10 protein-coding genes are annotated in these 13,542 nt (G+C 68.9%); 9 read left to right on the plus strand and 1 reads right to left on the minus strand.

Annotated elements, in window-relative coordinates:
* The 6 genes from uvrC to RWX45_RS00385 form a co-directional block, all read left to right on the plus strand.
* A partial coding sequence (gene uvrC, locus RWX45_RS00360) for an excinuclease ABC subunit UvrC (protein WP_316021810.1) occupies positions 1–1,123 on the plus strand: 1,123 nt, incomplete at its 5' end.
* Positions 1,110–3,005, plus strand: a complete 1,896-nt coding sequence (locus RWX45_RS00365) for a glucose PTS transporter subunit IIA (RefSeq protein WP_316021811.1) — start codon at positions 1,110–1,112, stop codon at positions 3,003–3,005. The genes uvrC and RWX45_RS00365, both read left to right, overlap by 14 nt.
* A 33-nt stretch (positions 3,006–3,038) precedes the next feature.
* A complete protein-coding gene (locus RWX45_RS00370; protein WP_316021812.1) occupies positions 3,039–3,896 on the plus strand; it encodes a PRD domain-containing protein in 858 nt (285 codons plus the stop codon).
* 202 nt (positions 3,897–4,098) lie between these two features.
* Complete coding sequence (locus tag RWX45_RS00375) at positions 4,099–5,985, plus strand: beta-glucoside-specific PTS transporter subunit IIABC (protein ID WP_316021813.1); 1,887 nt, start codon at positions 4,099–4,101, stop codon at positions 5,983–5,985.
* A gap of 94 nt (positions 5,986–6,079) precedes the next feature.
* Positions 6,080–7,501, plus strand: coding sequence for a glycoside hydrolase family 1 protein (locus RWX45_RS00380; RefSeq protein WP_316021814.1), 1,422 nt, complete (start codon positions 6,080–6,082; stop codon positions 7,499–7,501).
* 1,235 nt (positions 7,502–8,736) lie between these two features.
* Positions 8,737–9,606, plus strand: coding sequence for a DUF817 domain-containing protein (locus RWX45_RS00385; protein ID WP_316021815.1), 870 nt, complete (start codon positions 8,737–8,739; stop codon positions 9,604–9,606).
* Here RWX45_RS00385 and purT read toward each other — a convergent pair.
* Complete coding sequence (gene purT / locus RWX45_RS00390) at positions 9,557–10,828, minus strand: formate-dependent phosphoribosylglycinamide formyltransferase (RefSeq protein WP_316021816.1); 1,272 nt, start codon at positions 10,826–10,828, stop codon at positions 9,557–9,559. The genes RWX45_RS00385 and purT overlap by 50 nt on opposite strands.
* A gap of 186 nt (positions 10,829–11,014) precedes the next feature.
* Between purT and rapZ the strand changes: the two genes are divergently transcribed.
* The 3 genes from rapZ to whiA form a co-directional block, all read left to right on the plus strand.
* Positions 11,015–12,004 (plus strand): RNase adapter RapZ, encoded by a 990-nt coding sequence (gene rapZ, locus RWX45_RS00395; protein ID WP_316021819.1) that lies wholly within the window; start codon positions 11,015–11,017, stop codon positions 12,002–12,004.
* 6 nt (positions 12,005–12,010) lie between these two features.
* Positions 12,011–13,063, plus strand: a complete 1,053-nt coding sequence (yvcK, locus tag RWX45_RS00400) for a uridine diphosphate-N-acetylglucosamine-binding protein YvcK (protein ID WP_316021817.1) — start codon at positions 12,011–12,013, stop codon at positions 13,061–13,063.
* Between the two features lie 50 nt (positions 13,064–13,113).
* Positions 13,114–13,542, plus strand: a 429-nt coding sequence (gene whiA, locus RWX45_RS00405; RefSeq protein WP_316021818.1) for a DNA-binding protein WhiA, incomplete at its 3' end; no start/stop codon positions are given.

Raw genomic sequence — 13,542 nt, forward strand, 5'->3', positions numbered from 1 at the left:
CTCGCGGGGGCGCGAGCGGGCCGCCACCAGCGTCGACGACGTCACCCACACCGCCACCACCGCCGTGCCGCGGGAAATCCTCGTCCCCATCCAACCGCCCGACGCCACCGCCATGCGGGAATGGCTGACGGGACTGCGCGGCGCCAAGGTGGACCTGCGCGTCCCCCTGCGCGGAGACAAAGCGGCCCTCATGGACAACGTGCGCAAGAACGCCGAGGAGGCGCTGCGGCAGCACAAGACCCGCCGGGCCGGTGACCTCACCCAGCGCTCCCAGGCGCTGGAGGAGCTTGCCGAGGCCCTGGACCTGCCGGAGGCCCCACTGCGAGTGGAGTGCTACGACATCTCCCACACCCAGGGCACCTACCAGGTCGGCTCCATGGTGGTCTTCGAGGACGGCGCCCCCAAGAAGTCCGATTACCGGCGCTTCATCATCCGCGGCGAGGACGGCTCCGGCGTCGCCGACGACACCGCCGCCATGCACGAGGTACTCACCCGCCGCTTCAAACGGCTCCTGGCCGAGCAGTCCGGCCCTGCCCCGGCCGGCGGCACCATACCGGCCGACGTCGGCGGCGAATACGTCACCGACGCCGAGCCCGTCTCCGGGCCGGTTGATCCGGAGACCGGCCGGCCCCGACGCTTCTCCTACGCACCCGGCCTGGTCGTCGTCGACGGCGGTCTGCCGCAGGTCAACGCCGCCCGGGCGGTTCTCGACGAACTCGGCGTGGACGTGCCCCTGGTCGGCCTGGCCAAGCGCCTGGAAGAGGTATGGGTGCCGGGGGAGGAGTTCCCGATTGTGCTGCCCCGCACCTCACCCGCCCTCTACCTGCTGCAGTACCTGCGCGACGAATCGCACCGCTTCGCCATCACCCACCACCGCAAGAAGCGGTCGGCGGGCATGACCCGCTCGGTACTCGACTCCATCCCCGGACTCGGCCCCGCCCGCCAGACGGCGCTGCTCAAGGAGTTCGGCTCGGTCAAGCGCCTGCGCGCCGCCTCCACCGAGCAGATCGCCGCCGTCAAGGGCATTGGCCCAACTCTGGCCGCCACCATCCGCCAGCGCCTCGCCGACGAGGAGCCCCCTGCGGCGGACGGCAGGAGAGAGAGCGCCCATGCCGGAGCATGACGTATCGGGCAACGCCGCAACAGCCCGCGATCGCTGGGCCGACCGGGCCGCATTCCTCCTTGCCGCGGTCGGCGGGGCCGACAATGTTCGCTCACTCAGCTCCTGTGCGACCCGGCTGCGCTTCGTCCTGTTCGACGCCGACCGGGCCGACGACGTTCGCGTCCATGAGCTGGACGAGGTGGTCAGCGTGGTGCGCGCAGGCGGGCAGTACCAGGTGGTCATAGGCGACGAGGCGGCGAACCTGCATGCCGCGCTGACGCCGCTGCTGGCGCAGCCAGGGGCGGGTAAGGCCGCCGTGTCCGCGTCGCGGCCGGGCATGCTCGCCGGCTTCCTTGAACTCATCTCCGCGCTCATCGGCCCGCTGACGTGGCCGCTCGTCGGCGCCGGCCTCGTGGCGGGCTACACCGGGCTGGCCGTGCGAGCGGGGCTGCTGGCCGCCGACGGCGTGGCGGCCAGCGTGCTTGGCGCTGTCGCCACCGGCGTGCTCGGCCTGCTGCCCGCCGCCGTCGCCATCACCGCAGCGCGCCGCTTTCGGGCGAGCGAGTTCACCGCCCTGGCGCTCGGGGCGGGCCTACTGGTTTACGGGATGGCGACTGCGCCCGCCGCGGCGCCGACCCTCACCACTGTGCCGCTGGGCGCCTATGCGGGCGCCTTCGTGCCGGTGGTGCTTGCGGTATGGCTGCAGGCCCGGCTGGAAGCATTCCTCAGCCGCCTGCCCGCCGAGATTCGCGGGCCATTGGTGCCTGCGCTGACGCTCACGGTCATCGGGCCGCTCCTGGCACTGGTGATTGCTCCTGCCACCGGCCGCCTTACCGGAGCCATCGCCGCGGGCACCACCTGGCTGGCGGCGGTCGTGCCCTGGCTGCTGGGGATCCTGCTCGGCGGCGGCTGGCAGTTGTTGGTGCAGCGCGGCCTGCACTGGCTGCTGGTGCCGTTCATGCTCAACGAACTCATCGAGACCGGGACCAGCCCCATGCTGGCGATGGCGTTGCCCGCGGTCCTGGCGCAAGGCGCCGCCAGCCTGGGTGCGGCTGTGCGTAGTCGCGACCCGGAACTGCGGCGCACCGCCCGCTCCGGAGCTGTGTCCGGGATCGTCGTCGGCGTGACCGAGCCGAGCATCTACGGCGTCAACCTGCCACTGCGCACCCCCTTCATCGCCGGATGCATCGGCGGCGCCGTCGGCGGGCTCATCATGGCACTGGGCCACGGTGCTTCAATCGCCTACGTGCTGCCGTCCCTCATCGCTCTGCCGGTCTGTTTGGTGACAGGTGACACGAGGCTCATCCTGGTCGGCGCGGCCGCGGCCATGCTCGTCGCCTTCCTCATCACCGTCGTCGTCGGCTTACGGCCACCGACCCGGCAGCCGCAGCCGGAGCCCCAGGAGCCGTCAGAGCCCGCGCAGCCGGACTCGACCGCCGCGGTGCTGGCCCCGGTTGCCGGGCGCGTCATCGCCCTCACCGACGTTCCCGACCCCGTCTTCGCCCAGGGGATGATGGGCCCCGGCGTCGGCATCGAACCGGATACCGGGCGCATCGTCGCTCCCGTCAGCGGCGAGGTGACGGCCACCGCCGCCACCCGCCACGGATACGCCATCCGCACCGCCACCGGGCTCGAGGTGCTCGTGCATGTCGGCATCGACACGGTCTCCCTTCAGGGACGCGGCTTCACCCCGCATGTGGCCAAGGGGGAGCACGTTGAGGCGGGCGCGCCACTGGTCGACGTCGATCTGGACGTGCTGCGCGACGGCGGCTGCCCGACCACCGTGCTCGTCGTCGTCATCTCCGCCGAGCACCGCGACGCCGTCGCCCCGGCGCCGACGGGAGGCCGCGTAAGCGTTGGCGACGCCCTGCTCACGCTCGTTGCCGACACCCCGGAGGCGTAGCTCACGGGGAGGGAAGATGGCACAATCCCACAGGTGGAGATCCTGCGGGTGTTCAACAACAATGTGGTCCTGGCGCGGGACGAACTCGGCCGCGAGGCCGTGCTCACCGGCCGCGGCCTCGGCTTCCAGCGCCACGCAGGGCAGGATGTGGATGCCTCCCGGGTTGAGCGCCGCTACGTGCTGGCGCAGAACGCCGAGAGCATCGGCGAGGTCATGGCTGCCATCCCCCTGGAACGCATCGCCCTCATCGAACGTTTCTTCCGCGACGCCGCACGGGAACTGGGCACCGCCGTCCCCTCCTCCACGATCGTGGCCGTCGTCGACCACGTCAACCAGGCCATGGAACGAGTGCGGGCCGGCATTGTCATGGACTACCCGCTGCGCGCCGAGGCCGCTCACCTGCATCCGGAGGAGCTGCGGTTGGCGGAGCGGATGGTCACTGAGCTCAACCGAGCCCAAGAGGTCCAGTTGCCCGATGGAGAGGCTGTCGCGCTGGCCCTGCACCTGTTCGCGGCAGCCGTCGGCGCCCCCTCCACTCGGGAGGCGGCACGCCAGTCGATGCTGATCGGGCAGGTGATGGAGGTTCTCAAGGCCGCCTATGGGGACGGATTCGATCCGGACTCGATCGACGCGGCACGTTTTGCGGTGCATCTGCGCTACTTCCTGGTACGCGCGCGTACCGGGGAACATTTGGCCGACGGCACGGGTAGCGCGATCGCCAACTCCCTGCGGCTGCGGTATCCACGGGCCTACCGGGTGGCGGTGCGGGTGAAGGAGCTGCTGGAGATGCGTCTGGGAATCACGGTGCAAGTGGACGAGACCGCCTACCTCACCATGCACGTGGCCAGGCTGGAGGCCGGCATCGGCCACGCGTCACCGCGGCCTGAATAGCCGTTTGTGACCAAGGACATCCCTGGACGCTCTGGGCTCCGCCCTGCGGCGCATCTATGCTCATTAACGAGCCCCAACGGGGCCCAGGATTGTGACCCGCAAGGGGCAAGACCTGAGACGGTTTCGCAGAGTTCTGCGTAGCCGCCTCGGGTCTTTTTGTTTTTCCGGCCGCTTACGGGCAACCGGATCGAGGAGGATCAGCATGGCCAAAGTCGATTACGCGGCGCTGGCGCCGCAGCTGCTGGACAAGGTCGGGGGTGAGGATAACGTCCGCTCTATGACGCACTGTGCCACGCGCCTGCGTCTGGTCCTGGCCGATGAGTCCCGGGCCGCCACGGCCCAGGTCAAACAACTGCCCGGCGTTGTCACCGTCGTGCAAGCCGGCGGTCAATACCAGGTGGTCATCGGCAACGACGTGCCCCTGCTGTATGAGGAGCTGGGGCGCCTCACCAAGCTCGGCTCAGGGGATTCATCCGCCGACCAGCCCGCCGAGGAGGGGAACCTCTTCGACCGGTTCATCAAGCTCATCTCGGCACTCATCAACCCGGTGCTGTGGACCCTGGCGGGCGCCGGCCTGATCAAGGCGGCTCTGGCACTGCTGACCACAGTGGGATGGATGTCGGACACCGGCACCACTTACACGATCCTCACTGCGGCAGGTGACTCCGTCTTCTACTTCCTGCCGGTGGTCCTGGCGATTTCTTCAGCGCGCCGCTTCAAGGCCAACGAGATCACGGCGGTGGCCATCGCCGGCGCCCTGGTCTATCCGGACATCGTGGCCCTCGCGGATGCTGACTCGGTGACCTTCATCGGTATCCCCGTGGTCATGGTGTCCTACAGTTCGTCCCTGCTGCCGATCATCTTCTCCACCTGGATCCAGGGATACCTGGAGCGCTGGCTCAAGCGGGTCCTGCCCAGCACGATCCGTAACTTCACGGTGCCACTGCTGGTGCTGGTCATCATGGTGCCGCTGGTGCTGATGACGATCGGTCCGGTGACCACCGCACTGTCCACCGGCATCTCCAGCGGTATCCAGTTCCTGTTCCGGGTGGCTCCCTGGGCGGCGGGCGCGGTCATGGGCGCATTCTGGCAGGTCTTCGTCATGTTCGGCATCCACTGGGGCTTCATGCCCATCATGCTCGCGGACTATGACAGCCCCGGTTACTCGGTGATGACGGCTCCGGTGTTCGCGGCCGTCCTCGCCCAGGCCGCTGCCATGCTCGCCGTCATGATTCGAACCCGCTCGGCGCAGATGAGACAGGTCGCTGGGCCCGCCGCACTATCGGCCTTCCTCGCAGGCATCACCGAGCCCGGTATCTATGGCGTGAACCTTCCGCTTAAGCGCCCTTTCATCGCCGGCTGCATCGGTGGCGCCGTGGGCGGCGTCATCATCGCCGTCGGCGGCGGCGCCACCTCATCCTTCGTGTTCCCGTCCCTCATCGGCATGCCGGCGCTGCTGCAGCACGGCAATGTGGCGATGACCTTCATCGGCATCGGCGTGGCCGTCATCATCGGCTTCGTGCTCGCGCTCGTACTCGGTTTCAACGAAACTGACGCCGCGGCGGACACAGCCGCGGACGCGCAGACGGGCGGCGCAGGGCATGAGGCCACCGGCTCTGCGGAGCCGACTACCACCATGGGCGCACCCGTGGCAGGCAGGGCCATGCCGCTGGAGAAGGTCGCCGACCCGGTCTTCTCCTCTGGCGCCTTGGGCAGCGGCGTCGCGGTGCGCCCTGCCGGCTCAGGGCGGATCGTGGTAAGCGCACCCGCCGCCGGCACCCTGCTCACCGTCATGGACTCCGGGCACGCCTACGGCATCAAGACCGACGACGGCGTGGAACTGCTGGTGCACGTCGGTCTGGACACGGTCCAGCTCGAGGGCAGGGGATTCTCCCCCAAGGTGACGGTGGGCCAGCGCGTGGCCCGTGGCCAGGAACTGGCCGAGGTGGATCTGGACGTTGTGCGTGAAGGCGGATACGACCCCACCACCATCCTCGTGGTCACCAACACGGCGAGCCTGGCGGGCGTCGTCCCGGTAGCCGACGCCGACGTGAAGGCCGGCGACGTCGTCGTCGAGATCGACCACTGAGCACCCCTCCGGCCCGCACCGGTGACCGAGACATCGGTGCGGGCGGAGACGCACATACGAGACAATTCCGATACCCGTGAAGGAGCAGATACCAATGTCAACACCCACCACCTTTCCCGACGACTTCCTGTGGGGCGGAGCACTGGCCGCCAACCAGTACGAGGGCGCCTACGACGCCGACGGCAAGGGCCTGAGCGTCCAGGACGTCATGCCCCAGGGCATCGTCGGTCCCCGCACCGAGGCACCCACCCCGGACAACCTCAAACTGGAGGGCATCGACTTCTACCATCGTTACAAGGAGGACATCGCCCTGCTGGCCGAGATGGGCTTCAAGGTCTTCCGCTTCTCCATCGCCTGGTCGCGCATCTTCCCCCAGGGGGATGAGACCGAACCCAACGAGGCGGGCCTGGCCTTCTACGACCGGGTCTTGGACGAGCTGGACAAGTACGGCATTGAGCCGCTGGTTACCATCAGCCACTACGAGACCCCGCTGCACTTGGCCGAGGCCTATAACGGCTGGGCGGACCGGCGTCTCATCGGTTTCTACGAGCGCTACGCCCGCACCCTGTTCGAGCGCTACGGCAAGCGGGTCAAGTACTGGCTCACCTTCAACGAGATCAACTCCGTGCTCCATGAGCCCTTCATGTCCGGCGGCATCAACACGCCCAAGGACCAGCTCAGCGAGCAGGACCTGTACCAGGCGATCCACCACGAGCTGGTCGCCTCCGCATCGGTCACCCGCATCGCCCACGAGATCAATCCTGAGTTGCAGATCGGCTGCATGATCCTGGCGATCCCCATCTACCCCCTTACGCCGGATCCGCGGGACGTCTGGGCCGCCAAGCAGGCCGAGCGCGACAACTACACCTTCGGCGATGTGCACGTGCGCGGCACCTATCCCGGCTACTTCCTGCGCAAGCTGCGGGACAAGGGCATCGAGCTCAACGTCACCGAGGAGGACCGCCGCACGCTGGCCGAGTACACCGTCGACTTCGTCTCCTTCTCCTACTACATGTCCTCCTGTGAGACCGTCACCCAGGAGCGCCAGGCCGGTGGTGGAAACCTCATGGGCGGCGTCGTCAACCCCACCCTGGAGGTCTCCCAGTGGGGCTGGGCCATCGACCCGCGCGGTCTGCGCACCATTCTGAACGACTACTGGGACCGCTGGGGCAAGCCCCTGTTCATCGTGGAGAACGGCCTGGGCGCCCGTGACGAACTGGTCACCGGCCCCGACGGCGAGCCCACCGTCGAGGACGACTACCGCATCGACTACATGAACGACCACCTGGTGCAGGTGCGCGAGGCCATCGCCGACGGTGTGCACGTCATGGGCTACACCTCCTGGGGGTGCATTGATTGCGTGTCCGCCTCGACCGCCCAGATGTCCAAGCGCTATGGCTTCATCTACGTGGACCGCAACGACGACGGCACCGGCACGCTGGCGCGGTACCGCAAGCGCTCCTTCGGCTGGTACCGGGACGTCATCGCCTCCAATGGTGCGAGCCTGACCGCCTGAGCAGGCCGGCCCGCGGCGGCTCGGGTCGGTGTGAAGGGGGCCGGGTGGTTGTCGGTGGCCTGATGGGGCGTGATAGGGCGAGCAGCACCGATCTTGTCACCGAAACCGGCACTTGTTACGTGCCGAGACCGGCACTAATGACGTGACGGGGGCCACCGTAGTCCAGAGTCCGCGGTGCCCGGGGTTATCGACTGTGCATGTGGGTGCTTGCCGGTGTTCTCGATGTGGTGGGGGCAGTCGCCCCTGGGATTTGTGGCAGGGGTGCAGATCGGATGTGTTGTGGCAGGTGGAGCTCGAATACGACCCTTGTGACCCGAGACCTCGGTTTTTCGCAGGTGTGATGTCTTCTGGGTCTGTTGGGTCATCTGAGATCCGGGAGTGTCGGGAGTCATGGGGCTCTGGTGGGAAGTCATGGCCGTGTGCGGCCGGTGGGGCGTTATGGCACTGGGGAGGCCAGGGTCGGGGCCGGGACGTGTACCGGTGCGGGACGTGACTCGGGGCGCGCGGGTCGTCGCTGCCGCGGTCTATGGAACGCCACTTCGCCATTGGGTATAACCGTCCGCTGAAGGCCTGTGAGCCATACAGCGGACCCCGAAGTGGCGTAGCAGACCGTGAGGTGGCGTAGTAGATGCCGCAGGGTGCAGGGCGGGTGTCGTGGTGGGGCGTCGGTCCGGCAGCGGAGCTGGGGAACTGTCCAAAAGTGTCCATCTGTCGCAACTTTTGCGGCCCACACCGCCCAGTTTCTTCCAGAAACCGCCTCTGACCTGGGTAAATGCGATGAAGGCTGCCGACCCGCACCGCCCCGCGGCTCAAAAGTCGCGACCAATGGACACTTTGCCGCCGCCCACAGGCCTGGAGGCGATCTGCGCCAGCTTCCGCGAGGACCCCTCAGCACCTGTCCCCGGCGCAAACGGCCTCCACACGACAAGACGCAACCCAGGGCGGGTCAGGAGTCCTACGTCTGCGCGCCGTACTCGACCCTGATGCCGCAGGCCCGCTCCTCGACATCCCAGTCGTTGGCGCCCTGGCGGGACGAAGGCCGCGAGGTCCGGCCCCCCGGCCCCCTCAACACCGACGCCCACTCGCCGCCACGACCACTTCGACCGGTTTCGGTACGTCATTAGTGCCGGTTTCGGCGTGTTATTGGTGCCGGTTTCGGTGATATGGCGCCGAGGCACTCGGCGCGGGGGCGCCCATGAACCGGACCACCGGCGGACCTGGTGGATACTGTGCCGGTGCCCACTGAACGCACCCCGCTGAGCCGGCCGCGGCTGGTGCCCCTACGCCTGCTGCAGTTCACCGGACTCCAGCTGGCCTGCTGTGCCTTCCCCATCGCGGTGTTCCTGGGGATGGCGCTCTCCGTGGTGGTATGGAGCCGCTTCAATCCGCCCCTGGCCCGGTATGACGCGCTGCTCATCTACGTCGTCATCGTGCAGATCGCCTTCGTGGTGCTGCGGCTGGAGACCTGGCGCGAACTGGCCGTCATCTGCGCCTTCCACCTCATCGGCCTGGCGCTGGAGATCTTCAAGGTGCACGTCGGCTCCTGGGAGTACCCCGATGCGGGCGTCGTGAGACTAGCCGGAGTACCGATCTTCTCCGGCTTCATGTACGCCTCGGTGGGTTCCTACATATGCCAAGCCTTCCGGCGTTTCGACCTGCACATCTCCAACTTTCGTCGCTGGCCGGTGACGGTGCTGGCAGTGGCGGCCTACGCGAACTTCTACACCCACCACGCCATCTGGGATCTGCGCTGGGTTATCGCCGTCGGTTTCGTGGTGGCACTGTGGGGCAGCACGGTTCACTTCACCGTGGGTGGGGACCGATACCGGATGCCGACCGCCGTGTCATTTGTGCTCATCGGGGTGTTCCTGTGGCTGGCCGAGAATATCGCCACCTTCCTGGGCGCCTGGCGCTATCCGGATCAACAGGCCGGATGGCACCTGGTGCACGTCGGCAAACTCGGCAGCTGGGCCCTGCTGATCACGCTGAGCTTCGTGCTGGTGGCCGCCGTCAAGGCGGAGGAGGGAGTGCTCTACGGGGATGGCGCGGCCCGCGTCACCGGGCCGCAGCGCCCCGATCGGCGGAGTCGGCGCGCGCCACGGTGATGCGCGCGGCCGCCTCCCGCGCACGGCTCCGGGCCGTCTCGACGTCGTCGGCCGCGGCGACGGCCACGCCCATGCGGCGCCCCGGATGCGCCTCGGGCTTGCCGAACAGCCGCACGTCGCTGCCCGGAACCGCGAGCGCCTCGGCCACACCCTGGTAGATGACCCCGGCGCCGGGCTCGGATTCGCCGGGGGACTTGACGACGGCGGAGGCCCCGGGGGAGCGCAGCGTCGTATCGACCGGCAGCCCCAGCAGGGCGCGGGCGTGGAGCTCGAACTCGCTCAGACGCTGACTCGCCATGGTGACCATGCCGGTGTCATGTGGCCGGGGAGACACCTCGGAGAAAAGCACGTCGGAGCCGCAGACGAACAGCTCCACCCCGAACAGGCCCCAGCCGCCCAGCGCTCCCGTGACCGCAGCCGCCACCTGCTGCGCCCGCTGCAGAACCTCGTGAGGCAGGGGGTGCGGCTGCCAGGACTCGACGTAGTCGCCGTCGACCTGCCGGTGCCCCACGGGCTCGCAGAAGGAGGTGACGGTCTGGCCGGTGTGTGGATCACGGGAGCGGACCGTGAGCAGGGTGATCTCCGAGTCGAAATCGACGAAGCCCTCCACGATGACCCGGCCCCGGTCCACGCGCCCCTCCGCGGCCGCCAGGCGCCAGGCGGCGGCCACGTCGTCGGGGCCGCGCAGCACGGATTGGCCGTGCCCGGAGGAGGACATGACCGGCTTGACGATGCACGGATAACCGACCCGGGCAGCACCGGCGGCGAGTTCCTCACCGCTGGAGGCGAAGGTGTAGGGGCTCGTGGGCAGGCCGAGCTCCTCCGCCGCCAACCGGCGGATGCCCTCCCGATCCATGGTGAGCTGGGCGGCGCGCGCCGTCGGCACCACCCGCACCCGCCCGGTCTCCTCCAGGGCCACCAGGGCATCGGTCGCCAGCGCCTCAATCTCCGGGACGACGATCCGTGCCCCGGTCGATTCAATCGCCGCCGTCAGCGCCGCCGGGTCGGACATATCCACAGTCAGTGCATGGTGGGCGACCTGCTGGGCGGGCGCGCCGGCGTACCGGTCCATGGCGGTGACCTCCGCCCCCAGACGCGTGAGCGCGATGGTCACCTCCTTCCCGAGTTCCCCGGAGCCGAGCAGCACCACCTTCGTGGCCGACGTCGTTCCCGGCGTCCCGAGCACGGGTGCAGAAGCAGTGGGGGAGGGGGATGGGGACACGGTCGCCTCCGTTGGTCGGCACGCAGTCGCATGCGGTCGGTTCGGCACTCGGGTGCCGACTGCTACGGCCACGCTACCGAAACTCCGCGAGCCCATCACATCCGGTTGTGTCATGCTGGGGGTATGGATGCTTCGGACCGAACCGCCCCTGGCCGGCTGCCGAGCGGCGGCCGCGGCCCCGACGCGATGCCGCCGTCGGTGCCCGTAGCCGGACCTCGACACGCCGCTGCCCCATCGGACCGCGACCCCGTCAAGGACACGGTTCCCCGCGGCATCCCGGCCATCGATGAGGCGGCCGCCCCCGTGCCCCCGGCCAAGCGTCCGGAGATGATCATCGTCACCGGCATGTCCGGTGCGGGCCGGTCGCGCGCCGCCAACGCCCTGGAGGACCTGGACTGGTACGTCGTCGACAACCTCCCTCCGCAGTTGCTGCCCGCACTGGCCGGCATGATGACGACCGTCGGTGCGGGCGTTCACCGGCTGGCCGCGGTGGTCGACGTGCGCAGCCGCGAGTTCTTCGCCTCCTTCATGCAATACCTGGGACAGCTGCGCGATTCCGGCGTCGATGTGCGCCTCATCTTCCTGGATGCCTCCGACGCGGTCCTCATCCGCCGCTTTGAGTCATCCCGCCGGCCCCACCCCCTGCAGGGCACGGGTTCGATCCTGGACGGCATTGAGCACGAGCGCACCCTCCTGGCGGGTCTCAAGGGCACGGCCGACGAGGTCATCAACACCACCGACTACTCCGTGCACGACCTCGCCCGCCGCATCCGCGAACTCGTCGCCCACGAGTCCGATCTCGGCCTGCGGGTGACGGTCATGTCCTTCGGCTTCAAATACGGGCTGCCGATGGACGCCGACCACGTGCTCGACGTGCGGTTCATCCCCAACCCCTACTGGGTCACCGAGCTGCGGCACTTGACCGGTCGGGACACGCCGGTGGCAGAGTACGTGTTCCAACAGGACGGCGCCGCCGCCTTCGTCGACGGCTACGTCAACCTGCTGCTGCCCGCGCTGCCCCGGTATGTTGAGGAACTCAAGCCCAATGTCACCATTGCCGTGGGCTGCACCGGCGGCAAACACCGGTCGGTGGCGGCCGCCGAACGGATCACCGCCAGCTTGCGGGCCGCCGGCTTCAAGGTTTCTGTGCAGCACCGGGACCTGGGCAGGGAGTGAGAGGCCATGAGTGAATCCGGGCTTGGCGGCATGCAGAGCGCGGCGGTGCACCCGGCCCGCGCCACCATCGACTCCGCCGGTTGGCGCCGACGCGGGGAGGAGGGTCCGGCCGTCGTCGCCCTCGGCGGCGGACACGGCTTATCCGCCACCCTGAGGGCCCTGCGCCATGTCACCCAGCGGCTCACCGCCGTCGTCACGGTTGCCGACGACGGCGGCTCCTCCGGTCGGCTGCGCCGCGAGTTCGACTGCCTGCCGCCCGGCGACCTGCGCATGGCGCTGGCCGCCCTCACCGACGAGACCGAGTGGGGCCTGACCTGGCGCGACGTGCTCCAGCACCGCTTCTCCGGGGAGGGGGAGCTCAACAACCACGCCCTAGGCAATCTCCTCATCCTGGCCCTGTGGCAACTGCTGGGCGACGAGGTCGAGGGACTCGACTGGGTGGGCAGACTGCTGAGCATTCACGGACGGGTTATTCCCATGTCCGCCTCACCGTTGGTGATCGAGGCCGACATTGTGGACGGTAGCCATCGCGAGCGCGTGAGCGGGCAGGTGGCGGTGGCCACCACCCGCGGCCGCATGGAGAACGTCCGCGTCGTCCCCGAGGACGCCGACGCCCACCCCGAGGCAATACGCGCCATCGACGCGGCCGACTGGGTCATTCTTGGACCCGGGTCCTGGTACACCTCCGTGCTGCCGCACTTGATCCTGCCATCCATGCGCCGGGCGCTAGTGAGCACTCGCGCCCGCAAGGCCGTAGTCCTCAACCTGTCGGCGCAAAGTGGCGAGACCGACAATATGACCCTGGCCGATCACCTCCGCGTCCTGGCCGAATACGCGCCCGACCTGCGCCTGGACGTGGTCATCGCCGACCCCAGCGTGGTGGAGGACGTTGCCGACCTCAGCGCGGTGGCGGAATCCATGGGGGCGGTGCTGGTGCTGCGGCAGGTGCGCACCGGGGACGCCCTGTGTCACCATGACCCGTTGCGGCTGGCCGCCGTCTTCCGGGACGCCTTCGACGGCGTCGTGGGGGATATCGCCAAGCCCCCGCGCGACGCCTGACGCCGCCCCACATATCCAGACCTTTCACCAGTAGACCAGGAGCACCCCACATGTCGCTGACGGTGACCGTCAAAGACGAGCTCGCACGCGTGACCACCGACAACGCCGCCCAAAGGCGCGCCGAAGTGGCCTCCATGCTTCGTTTCGCCGGCGGCCTGCACCTCGTGTCCGGCCGCATCGTTGTTGAGGCCGAACTCGATCACGGCGGCGCGGTGCGCCGACTTCACCGCGATCTGCGGGAGCTGTTCGGCATGAGCCCCGAGGTGGTGGTCGTCCAGGCCGGCTCCCTGCACCGCGGCAGCCGCTATGTGCTGCGCGTGGCGGATCGGGGCCGGGACCTGGCCCGCCTCACGGGCCTCGTGGACGCCCACGGCCGCCCGGTGCGCGGCATGCCCGTCGCCGTGGTCCAGGGGGGCCGCAACGCCTCGGCGGCCGCCTGGCGGGGCGCCTTCCTGGCGCGCGGCTCGCTGACCGAGCCC

The sequence above is a fragment of the Actinomyces sp. MRS3W genome (assembly GCF_032465695.1).
Lineage (GTDB): Bacteria > Actinomycetota > Actinomycetes > Actinomycetales > Actinomycetaceae > Actinomyces.

Bases quoted from the DNA above. Each gene is read 5' to 3' on its own strand.
- RWX45_RS00375 (WP_316021813.1), top strand. From the start codon at position 4,099: ATGGCCAAAGTCGATTACGCGGCGCTGGCGCCGCAGCTGCTGGACAAG.
- RWX45_RS00365 (WP_316021811.1), top strand. From the start codon at position 1,110: ATGCCGGAGCATGACGTATCGGGCAACGCCGCAACAGCCCGCGATCGC.
- RWX45_RS00380 (WP_316021814.1), top strand. From the start codon at position 6,080: ATGTCAACACCCACCACCTTTCCCGACGACTTCCTGTGGGGCGGAGCA.
- yvcK (WP_316021817.1), top strand. From the start codon at position 12,011: ATGAGTGAATCCGGGCTTGGCGGCATGCAGAGCGCGGCGGTGCACCCG.
- rapZ (WP_316021819.1), top strand. From the start codon at position 11,015: ATGCCGCCGTCGGTGCCCGTAGCCGGACCTCGACACGCCGCTGCCCCA.